Source organism: Streptomyces sp. AC627_RSS907, assembly GCF_019049165.1.
Genome location: NZ_JAGMUE010000201.1, coordinates 1 through 21,461, shown reverse-complemented (window position 1 = coordinate 21,461; position 21,461 = coordinate 1). Strand labels below are relative to the sequence as shown.

At 73.3% G+C, this 21,461-nt stretch carries 21 protein-coding genes and 1 pseudogene; 6 read left to right on the top strand and 16 right to left on the bottom strand.

Going from position 1 to position 21,461, the window contains the following annotated elements:
- Positions 1 to 68 precede the first annotated feature (68 nt).
- The gene (locus KUM32_RS31565; RefSeq protein ID WP_217145377.1) at positions 69 to 521 is read left to right on the top strand and encodes a DUF6314 family protein; all 453 of its coding nucleotides are present in this window, start codon (positions 69 to 71) and stop codon (positions 519 to 521) included.
- Between the two features lie 113 nt (positions 522 to 634).
- On the opposite strand, the gene KUM32_RS31560 is transcribed toward KUM32_RS31565, so the two are convergent.
- Positions 635 to 1,075, bottom strand: a complete 441-nt coding sequence (locus KUM32_RS31560; protein ID WP_217145376.1) for a GNAT family N-acetyltransferase — start codon at positions 1,073 to 1,075, stop codon at positions 635 to 637.
- Between the two features lie 57 nt (positions 1,076 to 1,132).
- Complete coding sequence (locus KUM32_RS31555; protein WP_217145375.1) at positions 1,133 to 2,572, bottom strand: PLP-dependent aminotransferase family protein; 1,440 nt, start codon at positions 2,570 to 2,572, stop codon at positions 1,133 to 1,135.
- Between KUM32_RS31555 and KUM32_RS31550 the strand changes: the two genes are divergently transcribed.
- Together KUM32_RS31550 and KUM32_RS31545 are read left to right on the top strand one after the other, a co-directional pair.
- Positions 2,571 to 3,497 (top strand): DMT family transporter, encoded by a 927-nt coding sequence (locus KUM32_RS31550; protein WP_217145374.1) that lies wholly within the window; start codon positions 2,571 to 2,573, stop codon positions 3,495 to 3,497. The two genes, KUM32_RS31555 and KUM32_RS31550, sit on opposite strands and share 2 nt — an antisense overlap.
- Positions 3,498 to 3,524: 27 nt before the next feature.
- Entirely contained in the window at positions 3,525 to 3,719 is a 195-nt protein-coding gene (locus KUM32_RS31545) for a DUF1918 domain-containing protein (RefSeq protein WP_217145373.1), read from the top strand.
- Between the two features lies 1 nt (position 3,720).
- Here KUM32_RS31545 and KUM32_RS31540 read toward each other — a convergent pair.
- Positions 3,721 to 4,044, bottom strand: a pseudogene (locus KUM32_RS31540) (hypothetical protein); the annotation flags it as partial.
- Between the two features lie 74 nt (positions 4,045 to 4,118).
- On the bottom strand, positions 4,119 to 5,396 hold the full coding sequence (locus KUM32_RS31535) for a glycoside hydrolase family 10 protein (RefSeq protein WP_217145372.1): 1,278 nt from the start codon (positions 5,394 to 5,396) through the stop codon (positions 4,119 to 4,121).
- Between the two features lie 176 nt (positions 5,397 to 5,572).
- On the opposite strand from KUM32_RS31535, the gene KUM32_RS31530 reads away from it, so the two are divergent.
- Positions 5,573 to 6,445 (top strand): 3-hydroxybutyryl-CoA dehydrogenase, encoded by an 873-nt coding sequence (locus tag KUM32_RS31530; RefSeq protein ID WP_308408764.1) that lies wholly within the window; start codon positions 5,573 to 5,575, stop codon positions 6,443 to 6,445.
- Between the two features lie 183 nt (positions 6,446 to 6,628).
- Complete coding sequence (locus KUM32_RS31525) at positions 6,629 to 6,886, top strand: hypothetical protein (RefSeq protein WP_217145371.1); 258 nt, start codon at positions 6,629 to 6,631, stop codon at positions 6,884 to 6,886.
- Here KUM32_RS31525 and KUM32_RS31520 read toward each other — a convergent pair.
- The 9 genes from KUM32_RS31520 to infC form a co-directional block, all read right to left on the bottom strand.
- On the bottom strand, positions 6,883 to 7,446 hold the full coding sequence (locus KUM32_RS31520; protein ID WP_217145370.1) for an NUDIX domain-containing protein: 564 nt from the start codon (positions 7,444 to 7,446) through the stop codon (positions 6,883 to 6,885). The genes KUM32_RS31525 and KUM32_RS31520 overlap by 4 nt on opposite strands.
- A gap of 118 nt (positions 7,447 to 7,564) precedes the next feature.
- Positions 7,565 to 8,905, bottom strand: coding sequence for a transcriptional regulator (locus KUM32_RS31515; RefSeq protein WP_217145369.1), 1,341 nt, complete (start codon positions 8,903 to 8,905; stop codon positions 7,565 to 7,567).
- Between the two features lie 483 nt (positions 8,906 to 9,388).
- A complete protein-coding gene (gene pheT / locus KUM32_RS31510) occupies positions 9,389 to 11,911 on the bottom strand; it encodes a phenylalanine--tRNA ligase subunit beta (protein ID WP_217145368.1) in 2,523 nt (840 codons plus the stop codon).
- Positions 11,911 to 13,032 (bottom strand): phenylalanine--tRNA ligase subunit alpha, encoded by a 1,122-nt coding sequence (gene pheS, locus KUM32_RS31505; RefSeq protein WP_217145367.1) that lies wholly within the window; start codon positions 13,030 to 13,032, stop codon positions 11,911 to 11,913. Before pheS ends, pheT begins: the two co-directional genes overlap by 1 nt.
- Before the next feature lie 147 nt (positions 13,033 to 13,179).
- Entirely contained in the window at positions 13,180 to 14,328 is a 1,149-nt protein-coding gene (locus KUM32_RS31500; protein WP_217145366.1) for an ATP-binding protein, read from the bottom strand.
- A 50-nt stretch (positions 14,329 to 14,378) separates the two neighbouring features.
- A complete protein-coding gene (locus KUM32_RS31495; RefSeq protein ID WP_217145365.1) occupies positions 14,379 to 15,227 on the bottom strand; it encodes an RNA methyltransferase in 849 nt (282 codons plus the stop codon).
- 185 nt (positions 15,228 to 15,412) lie between these two features.
- Positions 15,413 to 15,796 carry a 50S ribosomal protein L20 gene (rplT, locus tag KUM32_RS31490; protein WP_003977226.1) on the bottom strand — a complete coding sequence of 128 codons (384 nt, stop codon included), beginning with the start codon at positions 15,794 to 15,796 and terminating at the stop codon, positions 15,413 to 15,415.
- 97 nt (positions 15,797 to 15,893) lie between these two features.
- Positions 15,894 to 16,088, bottom strand: coding sequence for a 50S ribosomal protein L35 (gene rpmI / locus KUM32_RS31485; RefSeq protein ID WP_003977225.1), 195 nt, complete (start codon positions 16,086 to 16,088; stop codon positions 15,894 to 15,896).
- Positions 16,089 to 16,197: 109 nt separating this feature from the next.
- Positions 16,198 to 16,851, bottom strand: a complete 654-nt coding sequence (gene infC / locus KUM32_RS31480) for a translation initiation factor IF-3 (RefSeq protein WP_217145413.1) — start codon at positions 16,849 to 16,851, stop codon at positions 16,198 to 16,200.
- A 398-nt stretch (positions 16,852 to 17,249) separates the two neighbouring features.
- Here infC and KUM32_RS31475 point away from each other — a divergent pair, with 398 nt between their 5' ends.
- Positions 17,250 to 17,606 carry a DUF1844 domain-containing protein gene (locus tag KUM32_RS31475; protein ID WP_217145364.1) on the top strand — a complete coding sequence of 119 codons (357 nt, stop codon included), beginning with the start codon at positions 17,250 to 17,252 and terminating at the stop codon, positions 17,604 to 17,606.
- On the opposite strand, the gene KUM32_RS31470 is transcribed toward KUM32_RS31475, so the two are convergent.
- From KUM32_RS31470 to KUM32_RS31460, 3 genes are all read right to left on the bottom strand, one after another.
- Complete coding sequence (locus KUM32_RS31470) at positions 17,597 to 18,340, bottom strand: SseB family protein (RefSeq protein ID WP_217145363.1); 744 nt, start codon at positions 18,338 to 18,340, stop codon at positions 17,597 to 17,599. The two genes, KUM32_RS31475 and KUM32_RS31470, sit on opposite strands and share 10 nt — an antisense overlap.
- A 117-nt stretch (positions 18,341 to 18,457) precedes the next feature.
- Positions 18,458 to 19,639, bottom strand: a complete 1,182-nt coding sequence (mycP, locus tag KUM32_RS31465) for a type VII secretion-associated serine protease mycosin (protein WP_217145362.1) — start codon at positions 19,637 to 19,639, stop codon at positions 18,458 to 18,460.
- Entirely contained in the window at positions 19,636 to 20,448 is an 813-nt protein-coding gene (locus KUM32_RS31460; protein WP_217145361.1) for a hypothetical protein, read from the bottom strand. The genes mycP and KUM32_RS31460 overlap by 4 nt, the downstream gene beginning before the upstream one ends.
- Positions 20,449 to 21,461 lie beyond the last annotated feature (1,013 nt).

Genomic DNA, 21,461 nt, shown 5'->3' with positions numbered 1-21,461 from the left:
GGAGGGGGCGCAGGCGCGTCAATGGGTCGCGCAGCAACCAGTGGGCCGGGGAGGGAGAGCGGGTGGAAATGGGCGAGTTGTGGCCGGTGCCGGACGTGCTGGCGTATCTCGCGGGCAGGTGGCGCACCGAGCGGACGGTGCGGGATCTGGCCGGCGGCGGCGAAGGGCGTTTCGAGGGGACGACGGTGTTCGACGCGCTCCCGGGCGGCGGGCTGCTGAGCCGGGAGTCCGGCGCCTTCACCTGGCAGGGCGTGACCCGCCCCGCCGAACGGACGCTGCGCTACGAACGGGGGGCCACGGCCGGCACCGCCGACGTGCGCTTCGCTGACGGCCGGCCCTTCCACGGCCTGGACCTGGCCTCGGGGCACCATGTGGCCGACCACCCGTGCGCCGCCGACCTGTACCGCGGCGAGTTCACCGTCCGCGACGAGAACCGCTGGCGGACCGTGTGGCGGGTGGGCGGCCCGGCCAAGGACCTGCTGCTCACGACGGACTACCTCCGCGAGACGCCGGAACCCTAGGCCCCGCGGGGCCGGCGGGTCATGGGGCTACGGGGCCTCCGGTCGCTGCGGGGTGGCCCGAGGTCCTGGACGGGCACCAGGTCCTGCGGGCGCCGGTCACCGGCCGGTGCCGGTCACCGGCCGAAGGTGAGCGCCATCCACTCGTCCGGTCGCTCCAGCGCCGCGAACCCGAGCTTCGCGTAGACCCCGTGCGCGTCGTGCGTGGCGAGCAGGACGCGCCGCACCCCGTACGCGCGAAGGTGCTCGCGCACGGCCCCGGCCAGCGCCGTTCCGATGCCCTTGCCACGCGCCGAGGGGGCGACGTACACGTCGCACAGCCAGGCGAAGGTCGCCCGGTCGGTGATCACCCGGGCGTACGCCACCTGCTCCCCCGACATCACCTCGTAGACCCCGAAGTTGAGCGAGCCCTCGATCGCCCGGTCCTGCTTCTCGCGGGACCGTCCGAGCGCCCAGTACGCGTCGGTGGCCAGCCAGTGGTGCACGCGCCCGGCGTCGATCCGGTGCGGGTCGGTGGAGATCTCGTAGCCCTCGGGCAGGCTCGGTGTACCGGTCATGCCGGGATGCTCGCAGGACCGGTGAGTCCCCGTCGACCGGATATCCGCCCGCCCGCGTCAGCCGCCCCCCACCTCGGCGCAGGCCGTGCGCAGGCGCCGTATCCCTTCCGCGATCTCCCCGACGCCCGCGACCGCGGCGAAGCTCAGCCTCAGGTGGGGGGCCGGGGGTTCGGCGCTGAAGTACGGGCGCCCCGGAGTGATCGCGACGCCCGCGCGCAGGGCCGCCGAGGTGAGGGCGGCCTCGTCGGTGCCGTCGGGCAGACGCGGCCACAGATGGTAGCCGCCGGACGGGACGTGGGGCAGCGACAGCTCGGGCAGGTGCAGGCGCAGCGCGGACGTCATCGCGTCCCGGCGGGTCCTCAACTCCGCCGAGACCGCCCTCAGATGACGCGGCCAGGCGGGCGAGCCGACGAGTTCCAGGGCCGCCTCCTGGAGGGGCCTGGGCACGAAGAAGGTGTCGACGACCTGGATGGCCCGCAGCCGCTCCAGCACCGGGCCGCGCGCGGCCAGGGCGCCGACCCGGAAGCTGGGCGAGGTCGCCTTGGTCAACGAGCAGACGTGGACGACCACGCCGTCCGGGTCGTCGGCGGCGAGCGGCACGGGCAGCGGCCCCGCGTCCTCGTGCACGAGCCGCCGCACGAAGTCGTCCTCCACGACGAAGGCTCCGGCCTCGCGGGCGATGCGCAGCACCTCACCGCGCCGCCCGGGGGCGAGCACCGCGCCGGTCGGGTTCTGGAACAGCGGCTGGCAGACGAAGACACGGGCGCCGGTCGCACGGAAGGCGTCGGCGAGCAGGGCCGGCCGCACGCCGTCCGCGTCCACCGGAACCGGCACCGGGCGCAGGCCGGCCGCCCGGGCGATGGCCAGCATGCCCGGGTACGTCGGCGACTCGACGAGTACGGGGGCGCCGGGCGGGGCGAGGGCGCGCAGGGCGGTCGTCAGCGCCGACTGTCCGCCCGCGGTGACCAGCACCTCCGCGGGCGTGATGGCCCCGCCGATGCTGCGCGCGAACCACTCCCGCAGCTCGGCGAGCCCCTCCATCGGCGGCCGCCCCCAGGCTCCGGGCCGCCGTCCGGCCCGGGACAGGGCCGCGGCCATCGCCCGCTCCGGCTGCAGGGACGGATGCAGGTAGCCGCCGTTGAACTCCACGACGCCGGGCGGCGGGGCGGCCAGCGAGGCCAGGACCCCGGAAGCGTCCACGGAGCGCGGCACGAGGTCGGCGGCGCCGTCGGCGCTCAGGGTGACCTCCTGCCAGGAGGTGTCCCCGGCGGGCGCGGCCACCGGGCGGGACTCGGCACGGAAGGCCCCGGCGCCGGGCCGGGTGACCACCAGCCCCTCGGCGGCCAGCTGCGCCAGGGCGCGGGAGACGGTCACCGGGCTCACCCGGAACCGGTCGACGAGGGCCCGGCTGGACGGCAGCTTTCCACCAGGTGAGTAGCGGTCGAGCTCCAGCCTCAGTCTGCTCGCCAGGTCAGCCACACTGCTACGCTCTTGCATGAGAACACAGAGTAGCGCTACCACATCGGCCGGGATAGCGGTCGACAACCCGGGCACGGGAACCGCCGGGCCGTCCTTCGGCACCCTCCAGGCCGGCCTCGGAGTCGTCGCCTTCTCCCTCACCTTTCCCGCCACCGCCTGGGGCCTGGAGGGGTTCGGCCCCTGGTCCCTGATCGCCGTGCGCAGCGTCCTCGCCGCGGTGATCGCCGGCGGCTGTCTGCTGGCCCTGAGGGTGCCGCCGCCCGAGCGGCGGCACTGGTTCGGGCTCGCCGTGGTGGCCGCGGGGGTGGTCCTCGGCTTCCCGCTGCTGACCACGCTCGCGCTGCGCACCTCCACCACCGCCCACGCCGCCGTGGTGGTCGGCCTGCTCCCGCTCACCACCGCGCTGCTGTCCGCCCTGCGCATCGGCACCCGCCCCTCGCGCACCTTCTGGATCGCGGCCCTGGCCGGTGCGGCGGCCGTGCTCGCCTTCACGGTGCAGCAGAGCGGCGGGGCCCTGACCACGGCCGACGCGTATCTCTTCGCGGCGCTGCTGGTGTGCGCGGCCGGCTACACCGAGGGCGGCCGGCTGGCCCGGGTGATGCCGGGCTGGCAGGTCATCGGCTGGGCGCTGGTGCTGTGCGTGCCGCTGACGGTGCCGATGGCCGCCGTGGCCCTGTCGTTCGAGCCGGTGCACCTGACGGCGCACAGTGTGACCGGGCTGCTGTGGGTGGCGGCGGGCTCGCAGTTCCTCGGCCTGGTCGTCTGGTACCGGGGCATGGCGGCCATCGGCATCCCGAAGGCCAGCCAGTTGCAGCTGGCGCAGCCGCTGCTCACACTGGTGTGGTCGGTACTTCTCCTGGGCGAGCACCTGACGGTGGCCGCTCCGCTGACGGCGGCCGCGGTACTGGTGTGCATCGCGGTCACCCAGCGGGCCCGGGGCTGAGCGGCACACAGGTGAGGAGGCCTCGCGATGCACGCATCCAAGGGCGACCAGCTGGTCCAGCACGGCCGGGTGGTCGGTGAGCACGACAAGGTCGCGGAGATCGTCGAAGTCATGGGCAAGGAGGGCACTCCCCCGTACCGCGTCCGGTTCCAGGACGGGCACGAGGCCGTGTGCTCGCCCGGCCCCGACTCCGAGATCCGGCACAGGGAGACACAGCTCTAGCTCAACGCGGGGGGCCGGCCGGCCGCGTGTAGTGGTCGGCGGTCACCCGTGCCATCGCTCCGTTGCGGTCCCCGGCCACGTCCTTCGCGGAGAAGAAGACGTGTCCGCGCACCTGCGGGTACTTCTCGGCCAGTGCGAGGTGCCGGGACAGTTCGGCCGGGTCCCGCCAGGCCTCCGGCTGCGCGGGGGCCCCGGCCTTGTACAGCGCCTCCCCCACGTACAGCCGCGTCCGGCTGCCCCTGGCCACCTCCGCCCACCAGGGGAGCAGCTTCGCGTAGTCGGCGGCGTCCAGGCCGATGTTCCAGTACAGCTGCGGTCGGCTGTACGTAGGACAAATCGCGAATAGATCATTCCGGTTGCCTTGCGCCCTCGCAGTGAAGGCGCCTCTCCTGCCTCGGCTCACGGCGAACCTCGGTAGTGCTTATTAACGAGCAGGCTCATGGCACCGAGAGGATCCTGACCGACCTCCTTCGCCGAGAAGAAGATGTTGCCCCGAACCTCGGGGTACGTACTGCACAAATCCAAGTGTCGGGAAAGCTCAGCGGGATCGGACCACTGGGCCGGCTGTCCTGCGGCCCCGACCTTGTACAGCGCCTCCCCGATGTAGAGCTCTGTCCCGGTCCCCCTCACCACACGGCTCCACCAGTCGACCAGGACGGCATAGTTCGCAGGAACCTGCTGGTCAAGCGGTTGTGCCAACCAATACAACTGCGGCACGATGTAGTCGAGCCAGCCCTCCCGCACCCACTTCCGGGTGTCGGCGTGGAGGTCGTCGTACGTCTGCACGCCCGCGCGCGTGTCCGAGCCCCGCTCGTCGGTGGTGGCGTTCCGCCAGACCCCGAAGGGGCTGACGCCGAAGGCGGCGGCCGGCCTGATCTTCTTGACGCGGTCCGCCGTCTCGCGCACCAGCAGATCGATGTTGTGGCGCCGCCAGGCCGCCCTGGTGGAGAAGCCGCCGCCGTGGGCGCGGTAGGCGGCGCCGTCGTCGAAGCTCTGGCCCGCCACCGGATAGGGGTAGAAGTAGTCGTCGAAGTGGACGCCGTCCACGGCGTACTTCTCCACCGCGTCGAGCATCGCGTCCTGGACGAAGGCCCGGACCTCGGGCCGCCCGGGGTCGTAGTAGAGCTTCCCTCCGTAGGGCACCACCCACTCGGGGTGCCTGCGCGCGGGGTGGGAGGGCAGCAGACGGGACGGGTCGTCGTGCGTGGCGACGCGGTACGGGTTGAACCAGGCGTGCAGCTCCAGTCCGCGGGCGTGGGCCTCCTTCACGGCCGTGCCCAGCGGGTCCCAGCCGGGGTCACGTCCCTGGCTGCCGGACAGGTACTCGGACCAGGGTTCGTGCGCCGACGGCCACAGGGCGTCGGCCGTGGGCCGGACCTGGAAGAACACCGTGTTCAGGCGGTGCCGGACCGCCGTGTCGAGGTACTCGACCAGCTCCGCGCGCTGCTCGGAGGCGCGCAGCCCCGCACGGGAGGGCCAGTCGCGGTTGGCCACCGTGGCCAGCCACATGCCCCGCATCTCGTCGACGGCACGGCGTGAGGGCGACGACGCGGCGGGCCCCGGGACCGCCGACGGAGCCGGTGCGCCCGACGGCACCGGCGCCGCCGACGCCCGGGGCGTCATGGCCAACGCCGACACGGCCGCCACCGCGAAGGCACGACGCGAGACACCGCCCATGGCAAGACCTCCTGAACGCTGCGGATCCGCACGGTCACGGATCGTCTACGGCCCCTCAGCATGCCCGACCCGGAGGACGGATCCGTGGCCATTCGGAGGTAACGTGCTCGATCGGAGCAGGCGCCGGAAACCCGGCCGGCCTGCCGCCACAGCCGTAGATCAGCGAAAGGGACGATGTGACCGGCATCTCGGGAGATATCACACGCGTCGGCGTGGTGGGCTGCGGTCAGATGGGAGCGGGCATCGCCGAGGTGTGCGCCCGCTCCGGTCTGGAGGTGATGGTCGCCGAGACCACCGGCGAGGCTCTGGAGATCGGCCGCACCCGGCTGTACAACTCGCTGACCAAGGCCGCCGAGCGCGGCAAGATCACCGAGGAGGAGCGGGACGCGACGCAGGCGCGCCTCAGCTTCACCACCGACCTCGGCGAGTTCGCCGACCGTGATCTGGTGATCGAGGCCGTCGTCGAGAACGAGCAGGTCAAGACCGAGATCTTCCAGGTGCTCGACCAGGTCGTGACCCGCCCGGACGCGATCCTGGCCTCCAACACCTCCTCGATCCCGCTGGTGAAGCTGGCGGTCGCCACCTCGCGGCCCGACCACGTCATCGGCATCCACTTCTTCAACCCGGCCCCGGTGCAGCAGCTCGTCGAGCTGATCCCGGCGCTCACCACCTCCGAGGGCACGCTCAGCCGGGCGCAGCTCTTCACCGAGAAGGTGCTCGGCAAGCACTCCATCCGCGCCCAGGACCGCTCGGGGTTCGTGGTCAACGCGCTGCTGATCCCCTACCTGCTCTCCGCGATCCGGATGTTCGAGTCGGGCATCGCCAGCCGCGAGGACATCGACAACGGCATGGAGATGGGCTGCGCCCACCCGATGGGCCCGCTGAAGCTGGCCGACCTGATCGGCCTGGACACGGTCGCCTCGGTCGCGTACTCGATGTACGAGGAATACAAGGAGCCCCTGTACGCCGCGCCGCCGCTGCTCCAGCGGATGGTCGACGCGGGGCGGCTCGGCCGCAAGAGCGGATCGGGCTTCTACTCCTACGCCTGACCACGAGGAGTGACGCCCCGCGGGCCCGGCACCGGACGAGGTGCCGGGCCCGCGGCGTTCACACACCGTGTGCGCGCCGGGCCCGCATATGCTCTCCACACACTCTCCCCACGCGCCCACCAGGCGGGTTGACTCACCATGCACATGCAAGGGATGTGAGACGACTACGGAAAGGAGCGGTTCGTGACCGCCGATCCCGGGCATTCCGTCGTTCAGGGAGAACTCGCGGAGTTACGACGCCGACTGGACGTGGCCCACGCCCGCGTCGAGGGCGGACTGGCCCTGCTCTCCCACCGCACCGAGGAGAGCGCCAAGGAGCTGGAGGACCTTCACGCACGGCTGACCGCCCTGGAACACGCCCGCTGGCCGCTTCCCTCGGTCGCGGTCGTCACCGCCGTGGGCGCCCTGGTCGTGGCGGTCTGGCAGGCCCTCGGCCGTTAGACACCCCCGCCGGGGCCGGGCGGGGTGTCCTGCCCGAGCCTGAGGTGATGCAGCAGGAGTAACGCCGCCGCCATGTTGGCGGCCGGGACCTCCCCGCGGGCGACGAGGTCGGGAACGAGTTTGAGCGGGACCCACTCCCGGCGGTCCGACTCGAAGTCGTCCACGGGGTGTCCGACGTACGCGCCCTCCTCGGCCCAGTAGATGTGGTGCCGGGCGTCGGTGAGGCCGTTGGACGGCTCCACGCTCATGAGGTGGTGCAGTGGTCCCGGCCGCCAGCCGGTCTCCTCCTCCAGTTCCCTGGCCGCCGCCGCCGCGACGTCCTCGCCGTCCTCGACGACACCGGCCGCGAGCTCCCAGCCCCAGCTGTCGGTGATGAAGCGGTGCCGCCACAGCAGGAGGACCTCGTTGGCCTCGTTCACGACCGTGGCGACGGCGACGGGGCGCATCCGTATGAGGAAGTGGTCGAGGTGCCGGCCGTCCGGGAGCGCGACGTCGGCGAGATTGACCCGGAACCAGCGATTTGAATACACAGTTTGTTCGTTCTGTTTCGTCCACTGCACGGTTCTGCCACCTTTCCTTGAGTAGGTGGCAATATCGCAGCAGGAGCGGTCCGGCAGCAGGCGTACGACGCCGCTCACGGAGCAGTGGCGGGCGCAGTCCCCAGGGCGACGGGCCGGGCTAGAGCGGTACGCGCAGCGCGCCGTCGATGAGTTCGGCGGCCTCGGCCGTGCCCGCGCACCCGTTGCGCACCAGATGCTCGCGCACCGCGCGCAGTCTGTCCCGCAGTCGCTGCGACTCCATTCCCCGGGCCTGTTCGGCCATCCGCACCGCGGTGGCGGCCGCCTTGTCGGCGTGGCCCTGGCGCAGTTCGATCGTGCTGAGCATGGCGAGCCGGTGCACACGGCCCCGGTCGTGGGCGGGGTTGTCGACGGCCGCCGCGGCGTGCTCCCCGGCCGCCGTGAGTTCGCCGAGGCTCAGCAGCGCCTCGGCCACCTGGACGTTGACCAGACCGGGCTGGACGTAGCCGGTCTCGTCGGGTTCGTATCCGCGCCGGATGCGTTCGGCGGCCCGCTCGGCCCGCCGGATGCAGGACAGGGCGCTCGTGCCGTCGCCGAGGTGCGCGTACGCCTTCGCCTGCATCGCGTACAGGTCGGAGGCGAGGGCCGGGGTGATGTGCCGGCCGGCGGTGCGCAGGGCGGCCTCGGCGAAGGCCACGGCCTGGCGGTACTCCCGCATGAACAGCGCCTGGTTGACCAGCAGGGCGATGACATAGGCGCCCAGTCCCCGGTCACCGCTGGCCTTCGCGAGCCTGAGCGCCTGGTGGAAGTAGCGCTGGGCGAGGCCGTGCGCGTCGGAGTCGTACGCGCAGATGCCGGCGACCGCCACGAGACCGCCGGTGGCCCGGTGGAGCTGGCGGCCGGTGGCGTCCGTGTAGCTGCCGCGCAGCAGCGGGGCGGCCTCCGAGTTGAGGAAGCCGACGATGCGGGCGCGGGTCGCGATGCCGCCGGCCTTGCGGTACAGCTGCTCGTAGTGGGTGCGCGCGCACCGGAGCATCTCCAGGTCGGCCGCGGTGACCCGGTGCCGGCCGCCGCGGGAGACGTCCACGTCCTCGGGCGGGTTCTCCCACTCCCACACCGGCATCACGGCGGGCGTGCCGGTGAGGGCGGGGGCGCCCAGGACGTGCGGGCGCCGCTGCTGGTCGGAGCGCCACAGCGCGGTCGCGCGCTCGACGAACCCGGACAGTGAGCCGGTGTGCGGAGCGGCCGGTTCGCCGGACACACCGAAGCCGATGTCGTCGAGGGTGACGGTCCGGTGCAGCCGGGACGCGAGGACCTCGCAGATCAGGTCGGGCACCTGACCACGCGGGCGCTGCCCCTTCAGCCACCGTGCGACGGCGGTGTGTTCGTACCTCAGCGCGAGTCCGCGCGCCCGCCCCGCCTGGTTGACGTGCGCGGCCAGTCCCGCGTGCGAGATCCCGGCCTCGTCCAGGATCGCGTCGAGCAGGGTGTTGGGCTGCATGGGTGCCCCCCGGATGACTCGGTCCCGACAGCGTAGTGCGTCGGTCTTCACACGGGGTGTGAACGGAGTACGCGCACCCGTACCGTGTGCGCGCTGTCGCGGAGAGTTCCGGGGCGGGTTGACTGAACTGCCTCGAAAGAGGCCGGCCGGGCCGCCGGCTCCCCCTCGTGCAACGCGGCGGCCCGAGTCCACGCCGTCCGCCCGGCTGCCTGCCCGACACTCCGCGGCGGGGCGGACGGCGAGCCGGCTCCGCCGGGTGCGGGGAGGGTGCGGTGCGTTGCCGGCCGCGGGTGCGTCGTGGCTTGTCGCGCAGTCCCCGCGCCCCTGGGGGCGTCGGCGCAACACCCCGCGAGGGGCGAGGGAACCGCGCGAGCGGCCACGCCGCACCCGCGGCCGCCGACCGGCAGAAGCCCCCGCCCCTCGGGCGCACCATTCACTACACAGGACCGCTCACTACGCAGCACCGCTCACTACGGAGCACCGCTAACTACGGAGCACCGCTCCGACGCGCTCGCCCGCGAGGGCGACCGCCGCGTCGCGAGCCGCGGAGGCCTCGTCGACCGTCAGCGTCCGGTCACCCGCGCGGAAGCGCAGCGCGTAGGCGAGGGACTTGCGCCCCTCGCCGAGCTGCTCGGCGTTGTCGTAGACGTCGAACAGCCGGATGGACTCCAGCAGTTCACCGGCGCCCTCGCGCAGTGCCGCCTCGACGTCCGCCGCCGGGACGAACGCGTCGACGACCAGCGCGACGTCCTGCGTCGCGACCGGGAACGTGGAGATGCCCGGCGCCTGCGGGGTGCCGTCACCGGCCCGCTCCAGGGCGTCGAGGTCCAGCTCCATCGCACAGGTGCGCGCGGGCAGCCCCAGCGTCTTCAGTACGCGCGGGTGCAGCTCGCCCGCGTGCCCGATCACCCGCTCCTCGCCGTCCACCGTGATGGTCAGCTCGGCACAGCGGCCCGGGTGCCAGGGCCCGTACTGGCCCTTGCGGGTGCCCAGTTCGGCGCCGGCCTCGCGGGCGACGGTCCGGGCGGCCTCGATCGCGTCGGCCCAGTCGGCCGGGCGGCCCTTGCCCCACCAGCCGGCCTGCTCGCGTGCGCCGGTCAGGGCCACGGCGACGTGCCGCGGCTGATCGGGCAGCGCGGCGTCCAGCGCGGCGAGCTCGTCCGCGCCGGGGCGCCGGTCGACGGGCAGGTTGGCGGCGATCCGCTGCTCGTCGCGCGGGTGGAAGACCAGGCCGGTCTCGAACAGCGCGAGGTCGTGCGAGCCCCGGCCGTCGTTGCGGCGCAGCGCACCGAGCAGGCCCGGCAGCAGCGAGGTCCGCAGCGCGGGCTCCTCGTCGCTGAGCGGGTTGACCAGCTTGACGACGCGGCGGGCCGGGTCGTCGGCGTCCAGGCCGAGCTGGTCGAAGACCTGCTCGCTGACGAACGGGTAGTTCGGCGCCTCGACGTAACCGGCCCCGGCCAGGGCACGCCCGACGCGGCGGTGCAGCCGCTGCCGGGGAGTCAGGCCGCGGCCCGCGGGGGGCCTGGGCAGCGTGGAGGGCAGGTTCTCGTAGCCCTCCAGGCGGATGATCTCTTCGGCCAGGTCGTTCGGGTCCGTGAGGTCGGGCCGCCAGGACGGCACGGTGACGATCAGCTCGTCCTGCCCGTACACGTCGCAGCCGACCTCCTGGAGGCGGCGCACGACGGACTCGCGGCCGTACTCCACGCCCGCGACCTTGTCCGGGTGGTCGGCCGGCATGCTGATGGTGTGCGGCGCGGAGGGGGCGCTGATCTCGGTGACGCCGGCCTCGGCGGTGCCGCCCGCGAGCAGCACCAGCAGGTCGACGGTCCGCTGGGCTGCGGCAGCCGCGGCCTGCGGGTCGACTCCGCGCTCGAAGCGGCGGGAGGCCTCGGAGGACAGCTTGTGCCGGCGGGCGGTGCGCGCGACGGACACCTGGTCGAAGTGGGCGGCCTCGATGACCACGTCGGTCGTCGCGGTCCCCCCGTTCGCCGCGGCGTCGTGGTCCGCGATCTCGGTGTTGGCGCCGCCCATGACTCCGGCGAGCCCGATCGGGCCGCGGTCGTCGGTGATGACCAGGTCCTCGGCGTGCAGCTTCCGCTCGACACCGTCGAGGGTGACGATCTTCTCGCCCTCCTCGGCCCGGCGCACGCCGATGGTGCCCTGGACCAGGGAGCGGTCGTAGGCGTGCAGCGGCTGGCCGAGCTCCATCATCACGTAGTTGGTGACGTCGACGGCGAGCGAGATCGGGCGCATGCCGACCTTCTGCAGCCGGCGCTGGAGCCAGATCGGGGAGCGCGCCTCGGAGCTGAGGCCGGTCACCGTGCGGGCGGTGAAGCGGTCGCACCCCCTGGGGTCGGCGATCTTCACCGGGTAGCCGTAGGCGTTCGGGCCGGGCACGTCGAGCAGGGCCGGGTCGCGCAGCGGCAGGCCGTAGGCGATGGCGGTCTCGCGGGCGACACCGCGGATGGACAGGCAGTCGCCGCGGTTGGCGGTGACGGCGATGTCCAGGACCTCGTCGACCAGTTCCAGCAGTTCGATGGCGTCCTTGCCGACCTCGGTCTCCGGCGGCAGCACGATGATGCCGTGGGAGCCGTCGTCGCCCATGCCCAGCTCGTCGCCGGAGCAGATCATGCCGTGGGACGTCTTGCCGTAGGTCTTGCGGGCGCTGATCGAGAAGCCGCCCGGCAGGGTGGCGCCGGGGAGGACCACGACGACCTTGTCACCGACGGCGAAGTTCCGGGCGCCGCAGACGATCTCCTGGGGCTCGCCGGTGCCGTTGGCACGGCCGACGTCGACCGTGCAGAAGCGGATCGGCTTCTTGAAGCCCTCCAGTTCCTCGATGGTCAGCACCTGGCCGACGACGAGGGGGCCCTTGAGGTCGGCACCGAGGTGCTCGACGGTCTCGACCTCGAGCCCGGCCGAAATGAGCTTGGCCTGGACGTCACGGCCGGTCTGCGTGGCCGGCAGGTCGACGTACTCCCGCAGCCAAGAAAGCGGGACCCGCATCAGATCTCCATCCCGAACGGCCGGGTGAAGCGCGCGTCACCCTCGACCATGTCTCGCATGTCCTCGACGTTGTGGCGGAACATCAGCATCCGCTCGATGCCGAACCCGAAGGCGAAGCCGCTGTACTTCTCCGGGTCGACGCCGCAGGCGGTGAGCACCCGCGGGTTGACCATGCCGCAGCCGCCGAGCTCGATCCAGCCCTCGCTGGAGCAGGTGCGGCAGGGCCGGTCCAGGTTGCCGACGGACGCGCCCTTGCAGACGTAGCAGAGCATGTCCATCTCGGCGGACGGCTCGGTGAAGGGGAAGAAGTTCGGCCGCAGCCGGGTCTTCATCTCCGCGCCGAACAGCGACTGGACCATGTGGTCCAGGGTGCCCTTGAGGTCCGCCATGGTCAGGCCCTCGTCGATCGCGAGGAGCTCGACCTGGTGGAAGACGGGGGTGTGGGTGGCGTCCAGCTCGTCGGTGCGGTACACGCGGCCGGGACAGATCACGTAGACCGGCGGCTCACGGTCGAGCGCGGAGCGGATCTGCACCGGCGAGGTGTGGGTGCGCAGCACGACGCCGGACTCGGTGCCGCCCTTGGGGCCCTGCACGAAGAACGTGTCGGCCTCGCCGCGGGCCGGGTGGTCCGGGCCGATGTTCAGGGCGTCGAAGTTGAACCACTCGGCCTCGACCTCGGGGCCCTCGGCGACCTCGTAGCCCATGGCCACGAAGATGTCCTCGATGCGCTCGGAGAGCGTGGTGAGCGGGTGGCGGGCGCCTGCCGGTACACGGTCGTAGGGCAGCGTGACGTCCACCGCCTCCTCGACCAGCACCCGGGCGTCGCGCTCGGCCTCCAGCTCGGTCTGGCGGGCGGCGAGTGCCTTGTTGACGGCGCCCCGGGCCATGCCGACGCGCTTGCCGGCCTCGGCCTTGGCGTGCGGGGGCAGGGCGCCGATCTCGCGGTTGGCCAGCGACAGCGGGGAGGTGCCGCCGGTGTGGGCGACCTTGGCCTCCTGGAGCGCGTCGAGGGAGTCCGCGGCGGCGAAGGCGGCGAGCGCCTCGTCCCGCATGCGCTCGATCTCTTCCGGTTTCAACGCCTCGACCTCGACAGGGTCGTACGACTTATTCGGTGCCGACATCTCTTCCCGTGCTTCCGATTGGCTGGCTGGAACGCCCCGTCTACGGTCCGGAGACGCTTCGTCTGCGGAACTGGACGCAAAGGTGCCAAAGACCGAGTCTAACGGGGCTGTGGAACGCGGATCACGCCCGTGGGGTCGTCGGCCGCCTCAGGAGAGGTACGCCGGTGCCGCCACGGGCAGCGTAAATCGGAACTCGGCGCCGCCCCCGGGGGCGCGGCCGACCGTGATGGTGCCGCCGTGGGCCTCGACGATGCCCTTGACGATGTACAGCCCGAGGCCGGTGCCGCCGCGCTTGCTGCCCCGCCAGAAGCGGGTGAAGACGCGGTTCATGGACTCCTCCGGGATGCCGGCCCCTTCGTCGCTCACCGTGACCGACGTGCCGACGTCCTCCCCTTCACGGGGGGACGCCGTGGGCGTGACGTCAATGGTGACGGTTCCCTCACCGTGCCGCACGGCATTTTCGATGAGGTTGCTGAGCACCTGGTCGATCTTGTCGGGGTCGGCCCACAGGTCGGGCAGTGGCTGGGCGAGGCGGAGCAGGAAGCGGTCGGCCTCCTGGCCGGCGGCGACGTACGCCTGGATGTGCCGGCCTACGGCGGCACCGATGTCGACGGGCTGGCGGCGGACCTCCAGCCGGCCCGAGTCGATCCGGGAGATGTCCAGCAGTTCGGCGATGAGACGGGTGACCCGGTCGGCATCGGCGTCGACGGTCTCCAGCATCAGCCGCTTCTGGTCGTCGGTGAACCGCTCCCACTTGGCCAGCAGCGTCGCCGTGAAGCCCTTGACGGAGGTGAGCGGCGAGCGCAGTTCGTGGGCGACGGTGGCGATCAGCTCGGCGTGGCTGCGCTCGGTGCGGCGGCGTGCCTCGGTGTCGCGCAGGGTGACGACGACGCGGTGGACGGGGCCGAGGCGTTCGGTGCGGACGTAGCGGGCGGAGACGAGGACCTCCCGGCCGCCGGGGAGCAGCAGGTTGCGCTCGGGCTGGCGGACGCGGATGGCCAGGCCGCCGTAGGGGTCGGTCAGCTGCCACCAGCGCCGGCCCTCCAGGTCTTCCAGGGGCAGCGCCTTCTCCAGGGGCTGCCCCAGGGCCTCGGCGGCGGGAACGGCGGTGATGCGGGCGGCGGCCGCGTTGAAGCAGACGACGCGGCCCCGCTCGTCCGCGACGACGAGGCCGTCGGGCAACTGGTCGGGGTGAATGCCGAGGCCGGTGAGGTCGGCGAGATCACCGGGTGTACGGGGCGCGGGCGGACGCGGCGCTCCCCGTGCTCCCGGTGCGCTGCTCGTGCCGACGCTCATCCCCGTATCCCACCTCTCAGCCGCGCAGGGGCCTTGAGCTGGTCACCCTACTAGCTCTCGGTGACGGAGCGGCACCCTCCGGCGGCGCGCTGTGCACGCGCCGACGCGTAGAGGCATACGGCGGCGGCGGTGGCCAGGTTCAGGCTCTCGGCCTTCCCGTGGATCGGGACGCGCAGGACGGCGTCGGTGAGGGCGCGGGTCTCCTCCGGGAGCCCCCAGGCCTCGTTGCCGAACACCCAGGCGGTGGGCCCGCCCATGGTGCCGGCGTCCAGCTCGGCGTCGAGGTCGTGCTCGCCCGCGCCGTCGGCGGCGAGGACGCGGACCCCGGCGTCCCGGAGGCCGGCGACGGCCCGCTCGACGGGGACGCCGACGGCTACGGGCAGGTGGAACAGGGAACCGACGGAGGCGCGCACGGCCTTGGGGTTGTAGAGGTCGACGGAGGCGTCGGTCAGCACGACGGCCTCGGCGCCGGCGGCGTCGGCGCAGCGCAGCACGGTCCCGGCGTTGCCGGGGTCACGGACGTGGGCGAGGACGGCGACGAGCCGGGGGCGGGCGGCGAGGATCTCGTCGAAGGGGGTGTCCACGAACCGGCAGACCCCGACCAGGCCCTGCGGGGTGACGGTGGTGGAGATGTCCTCGATCACCGAGTCGGCGGCCAGGTGCACGCGCGCGCCCACCTCCCGGGCGGCCCCGACGATGTCCGCGTAACGCTCCGCGGCCTCGACGGTGGCGAACAGCTCGACCAGCGTCTCCCCGTACCCCGCGGCCTCCCGCACGGCCTGCGGCCCCTCAGCCAGGAAGAGCCGCTCCTTCCCCCGGAAGTTCCGCTTGCCGAGCCGCCGCGCGGCGGCGACACGGGGGGAACGCGGGGAGATCAGCTCGGGGGCGGCGGGGCGCATGTGCTTGTTCACCTTCACAGATATCTCGACGCGGGCTGCGGCGCCCCGTCAGGGGCACGGCGCACTGCGTGACCGGCCACGACCGGGCCCGCGGCCGAAGAACGACAGTGGCGGTCGGCAACGACAGGACCCGCAGGCTTCACAACCTGCGGGTCCGGTCACGTCGGCTCAGAGCCGGCGCGGCGTCAGGCGGCCTTCGGCGCGTTGACGTCGCTCGGCAGCGCCTTCTGGGCGACCTCGACGAGCGCGGCGAACGCGTTCGGGTCGTTGACGGCCAGCTCGGCGAGGATCTTGCGGTCGACCTCGACGTTGGCGGCCTTCAGGCCCTGGATGAAGCGGTTGTACGTGATGCCGTTGGCGCGGGCAGCGGCGTTGATGCGCTGGATCCACAGCTGGCGGAAGTCACCCTTGCGCTTCTTGCGGTCGTTGTAGTTGTAGACCAGCGAGTGGGTGACCTGCTCCTTGGCCTTGCGGTACAGGCGCGAACGCTGACCGCGGTAGCCGGAGGCCTGCTCGAGGATCGCCCGGCGCTTCTTGTGGGCGTTGACTGCCCGCTTGACGCGTGCCACTTGTTAACTCCTTGTAGCGGGGCCGCGGTGGTCGTCACACGGCCCGGTATCGATTGGGTCCCGGTCCTGCCGTACGGCGCTCAGTGGCGCCCGTACGTCACTTGCCGAGAAGCTTCTTGATCTTCGCGGCGTCGCCCGGGGCCATCTCGGCGTTGCCGGTGAGGCGACGCGTCACGCGGGACGACTTGTGCTCGAGCAGGTGGCGCTTGCCGGCGCGCTCACGGAGCACCTTGCCGGAGCCGGTGATCTTGAAGCGCTTGCTGGCACCGCTGTGCGACTTGTTCTTCGGCATAGCGCCGTTCTCTCCTCGTCGGTGGCGCTCCGATGCCCGGTCGCGAAACCGGGCACGGTGGAGCGTCGCTCTTGTATCGGTTACGTCCTGGGGACCGGGTCCCCCGGAGTCACGCCTCGGCGGAAGCCTCGGCCGGAGCCTCGGCGTTCACGGCGTCGTCGTCCGCGGCGTTCTGCGAGCGGCCGGGGTTGGCCTTCGCCTCCGCCTTGCGGGCTTCCTGCGCCTGGCGAGCCTCGGCCATCGCCTCGGTCTTCTTCTTGTGCGGACCGAGGACCATGATCATGTTTCGGCCGTCCTGCTTCGGGTTCGACTCCACGAAGCCGAGGTCCTGGACGTCCTCCGCGAGGCGCTGCAGCAGTCGGTAGCCGAGCTCCGGCCGGGACTGCTCGCGACCACGGAACATGATCGTGATCTTGACCTTGTCGCCCTGCTTGAGGAACCGGACGACGTGACCCTTCTTGGTGTCATAGTCGTGCGGGTCGATCTTCGGCCGGAGCTTCATCTCCTTGATGACCGTGTGCGCCTGGTTCTTGCGCGCCTCACGGGCCTTCATGGCCGACTCGTACTTGAACTTCCCGTAGTCCATGAGCTTGCACACGGGCGGACGGGCGTTCGCCGCGACCTCGACGAGGTCGAGGTCGTACTCCTGCGCAAGCTCCAGGGCCTTGGCAAGCGGGACAATCCCGACCTGCTCGCCGCTGGGACCGACAAGTCGCACCTCGGGAACGCGAATCCGGTCGTTGATGCGGGGCTCGGCGCTGATGGATCCTCCTCGGTAGCACCACGCGACGGTCTGGCGGACAGCCGCGTAACGTCTGTGTTCGTTAGACCTAACCGCGCCGGCGCACAAAAAATGCCCCGGACGATCACAGGCGGGGCTCCTCGAACTGCTACCGGAGCACCGCCGCGATGGCCGCGGGGCGCGATTTCGGGCCGGTCACCGCCACGGGGACGGGACCGCCTGACCGGTGACCCGCCGTCCTGAGGACGGCCAGGTGGGAGTTCGAAGCCTCCACTTGTGGGCCGGGCCCGCCGCCTGAGGCGTACGTGTCCGACCGGTCGTTACACAAGGTTAGCAGCTCGGGAAGGCGTGCGCTAACCCGGTGTCTCCCGGCCCTCCTGCCGTCGAGGGGGCCGGCGCGGGGCCCTATCGTGTGCGGCATGAGTGAGACCCCTCCTGAGACGCCCGACTTCGACGCCATGACCCGCGACATCGCCGAGGTACCCGCGGTCGAGGTGATCGTGACGGTCGCCGTCAACCTGATGAGCGCCGCCGCCGTGAAGCTGAGCCTGACCGAGGAGGGCGACGCGCACAAGGACCTGGACGAGGCCCGCAAGCTGGTGCACGCGCTGGCCGGTCTGCTCGACGCGAGCGCGACCGAGATCAGCTCGTTCCACGCGGCGCCGCTGCGTGACGGTCTGAAGTCGCTCCAGCTGGCGTTCCGCGAGGCCTCGCTGGTCCCGGACGAGCCGGGCCAGGGGCCGGGCGAGAAGTACACGGGGCCGGTCTACGGCTGACCCTGTTCCCTGACGTACAAGGGCTCGCCCGGTGGCGTCGCCCCGGCCGGCAGCAACGCCAGGTCGAGGCCGCGCACCAGGCGGGCCCTCAGTGTCTCGTCGGCGGCCAGGCGCTCGGCGACGGCGCGGGCGGCTGTGGCCGGGTCGGCCCCGGGGTCCAGGAGCAGCGCCAGGGTGCCGTCGGCCCGTCCCGGCCCGAGGTGGGCCCGGAGTACGGCGGGCTCGGCGGCCAGGGCGGCGCCTACGGCCCCGGCGACGGCCGGGTCGGCGAGCGGGTCGGTCGACGTACGGCCCTCGGCCAGCGCCAGCAGCACCCGCCCGGTCAGCTCGAACGGCACCGGACCGGCCAGGTCCAGCACGACCGTGTCCGCCTTCTCGTGCGCGGCGGCCTGCAACGCCTGGTGGACGGGTACGGCGACCGGGCGGGCCCCCGGGTCCCAGCGGGCGAGCGAGTCGGTGGACGTGAAGGCGGGCAGGGCGGTGCGGTCGCCGGCCTTCAGCGTCGGTACGGCCATGTCGCTGGTCTTCTCGCGGCGCAGCCCGTTCTCGTCCTCCTCGACCTCGCCGAGGACGGCCACGACCGGGACGAGCAGCCGGGCCCCCTTGAGCGCCTCCAGCACGGGCGCCAGGGCGGTGCGGTCCTCGGCCCAGGCGGCGAGCGCCGCGCTCAGCCGCGGGTCGGCGGAGCCGTCGTCGTCGGAGTAGCCGGGGTCGGGAATGTTCTTGTTCGCCACGGTCCCCGACCCTAGTCCAGGGGGTGAGCAGCTCGTCGCGGACCCCGTGAGGACGCGAAGGGACGGCTTCCGCGGGCGCGCCGGCGCCGTGGCCCTCCCCGGCGTCGCTGCCCGGGGTCAGAAGTCGTCGTGGCGCTCACGCCGGCCACGCCACAGGACGACGGCGGCGACCACGAGGACGCCGCCCGCACCGCCGGCCAGCGGGGCGGCCCAGGCCGAGGTGCCGTCGTCGGAGACGGGGGCGGCCGGGCCGGGGCCGAAGTACTTCTCGCCGTACGCCGCCGCCCTCAGGCCCTCCGGTTTCAGACGTCCGGCGGCCTCGATGGCGGCCGCGGGGTCGACGAAGCCGTAGCCGCGGGAGTCGTCGCGGCCCCCGGCGGGGGCGTTGCGGGCGGTGTCCTCCAGGAGGCCCTTGATCTGGGCCGGGGTGAGGCCCGGGTGCGCCGACTTCACCAGGGCGGCGGCGCCGGAGACGTAGGCGGAGGCGGCGCTGGTGCCCCAGCCCTCGTAGTAGCGGTGGTCGGGGTCGGCGATGATCACGTCGACGCCGGGCGCGCTGACGGTGGCGTACCAGCGGCGGGTGGAGAACGACGCGCGGGTGCCGTAGCGGTCGACGGCGGTCGCGGCGATCACGCCCGGGTAGGCGGCCGGGTAGGAGCTGTGGTCGCCCTTCTGGCCGCCGTTGCCGGCCGAGGCGACGACGACCACGCCCTTCCCGAGGGCGTACTGGATGGCCTCGTCCTCGGCGGGTTCGGGGTGGGCGGAGGCGGAGTCGTCGCCGAGGGAGAGGTTGATGATGTCGGCGCCGTGGTCGGCGGCCCAGCGGATGCCCTCGGCGAGCGCGTTGCCGCGGGTCTTGCGGGCCTTGGCACGGGAGGGGTCGCCGTCCTCGAGGATCACGCGGACGGGGAGGATCCTGGCCTCGGGCGCGATGCCCATGACGCCGTCGGCGTTGCCGGGGCCGTGGCCGTGACCGGCGATGATCCCGGCCATGGCGGTGCCGTGCCGGGCCCAGGCGCGGTCGCCCTCGCTCGCGCCGAAGCCGACCAGGTCCTTGCCGGCCAGGACGTTGCCGGCCAGGTCGGGGTGGTCGGCCTCGACGCCGGTGTCCAGGACGGCGACGGTGACGCCCGCGCCCTTGGTGGTGCGCCACACCTCCTGGGTGTTCATCGCCTCCAGCGCCCACTGCTGGGCACGGATGCCGTCGGCGTGTGCGGCGGACGCCGGGACGAGGGCGAGGGAGACGGCGAGGAGGAGGCTCAGGGCGCCGCCTGCCCGGCGGGTGCGGGGGGCGTTCACGACGGGTGCTCCGTGGCCGTGCCGACGTTTTTGCGCAGGGCGCGTTCGACGCGGTCGGCGAGACCCTTCGCCTCGTGACCGAGGCCTGCCTGGGCGGGGGCCGAGGTGGCGCCGGTCTCCATGGCCTCCTCGGCGGGCTCCGGCTGGTCGACGGTGCGGCCGTCGGCCCAGCCGGAGACGGCGTAGACGACGACGGGGGCGTCGGTGAGGACGGAGACGGTCCACGAGGCGCGCTGCCGCGCGCCGAAGCCGGCGGCGGTGGTGTCCTTCGCGGCGTACGGCAGCGGCATGAGGTCGCCGCGCCGGCCCAGGTCCTCCTTCTCGAACCGGCCCGCCAGCGAGGTCATGGCGGCCGCGTCGCCCTTGGCGAAGAGCAGGCCGACGGTGGTGACGTGGCTGCGGGTGGCGTCGGTGTAGGTGGCGCGCAGCAGGCGCCGGCAGCCGACCGGGTCGAGGACCTTGGCCAGCAGCGGGTCGAAGGCGCCCTCGCAGTCGCTGTCGGGGGCGACGGCGACGCGCGTCCAGACGCGGTCGGCGCCCCCGGGGCCGGCGCCCTGTCCCTGCACGGTGGGCGGGAAGAGCTGGTCGACCGGGACGCTGTGCCACAGGTCCCCGGCCGCGGTGAAGGCGCTGCGCGCGTCGCCGTCCCCGGAGTCCCCGGCGAGCCAGCTGCCGGTGAGGGCACCGGTGACGAGGCCCAGCCCGAGCACGAGACAGACGGCGGCGGCGACGGCCTGGGGCCGCCGGCTCCCGCCGAGCGGTCGTGGCCGGGCGTGCTCGTCGTACCCCTCGGGCACCCCGAGCGACACCCGGGGCCGCCCGTCTGCTGCGGGCGCCGACGCGCTCCAGGACAGGCCGGGGCCGGGGTAGGCGGCGGTGCCGTCCGCCGGGGCCGGGTACGGGGCGGAACGCCGCGGTGACGCGGGGGCCGGTTCGGAGTGGGGGCCGACGCCGGCGGCGGTGCCGTCCGCCGGAGCCGGGTACGGCGCGGATCGCCGCGGTGACGCCGGGGCCGGTTCGGAGTGGGGGCCGACGCCGGCGGCGGTGCCGTCCGCCGGAGCCGGGTACGGCGCGGATCGCCGCGGTGACGCCGGGGCCGGTTCGGAGTGGGGGCCGACGCCGGCGGCGGTGCCGTCCGCCGGGGCCGGGTACGGCGCGGATCGCCGCGGTGGCGCCGGGGCCGGGCCGGGGCCGGGCTCCGCCGGGACCGGGCGAAGGGGCGTGGTCGTCTCCTCCGGGGGCTCCGTGGGGCCATCGGGCCGGGGATGCGGCGCGGAGTCCCCCAGCGGGGGTCGCGCGGTGCCGCCCGCACGGCGGGAGGGGGCCGGGGCGCCCCGGTGCGCCTGCGACGCGCCGCTCTCACCGGGGACTTCGCGCCCCACGGTCGGCGGGGCGTCCGGGAAGCGGGCGGAGGCACGGGGTGGCGGGGGCGCGGGGTCGGCACCGCCAGACCGCGGCGCGGCGTCGGGCCGAGGCGCGGCGTCGGGCCGGGGCGGGATACCGGCGCGGGGCGCGGCATCGGGGCCCGACCCGGTCCCGGGGCGAGGCGAGACATCGGCACCGGGAAGGGCATCAGGGCGAGGCGGAATGCCAGCCCGCGGCGAGGCATCGGGACCCGACCGGGTGCCGGGACGAGGCGAGACATCGGCGCCCGACAGACCATCAGGGCGAGTCGGGACACCGGGCCGGGGCGAGGCATCGGGGCGAGGCGGGATACCGGCACGGGGTGCGGCATCGGGACCCGACCGGGTGCCGGGGTGAGGCGAGACATCGGCGCCGGGATGGGCATCGGGGCGGGGCGGGGTGTCGGTGGGCGGGAGGG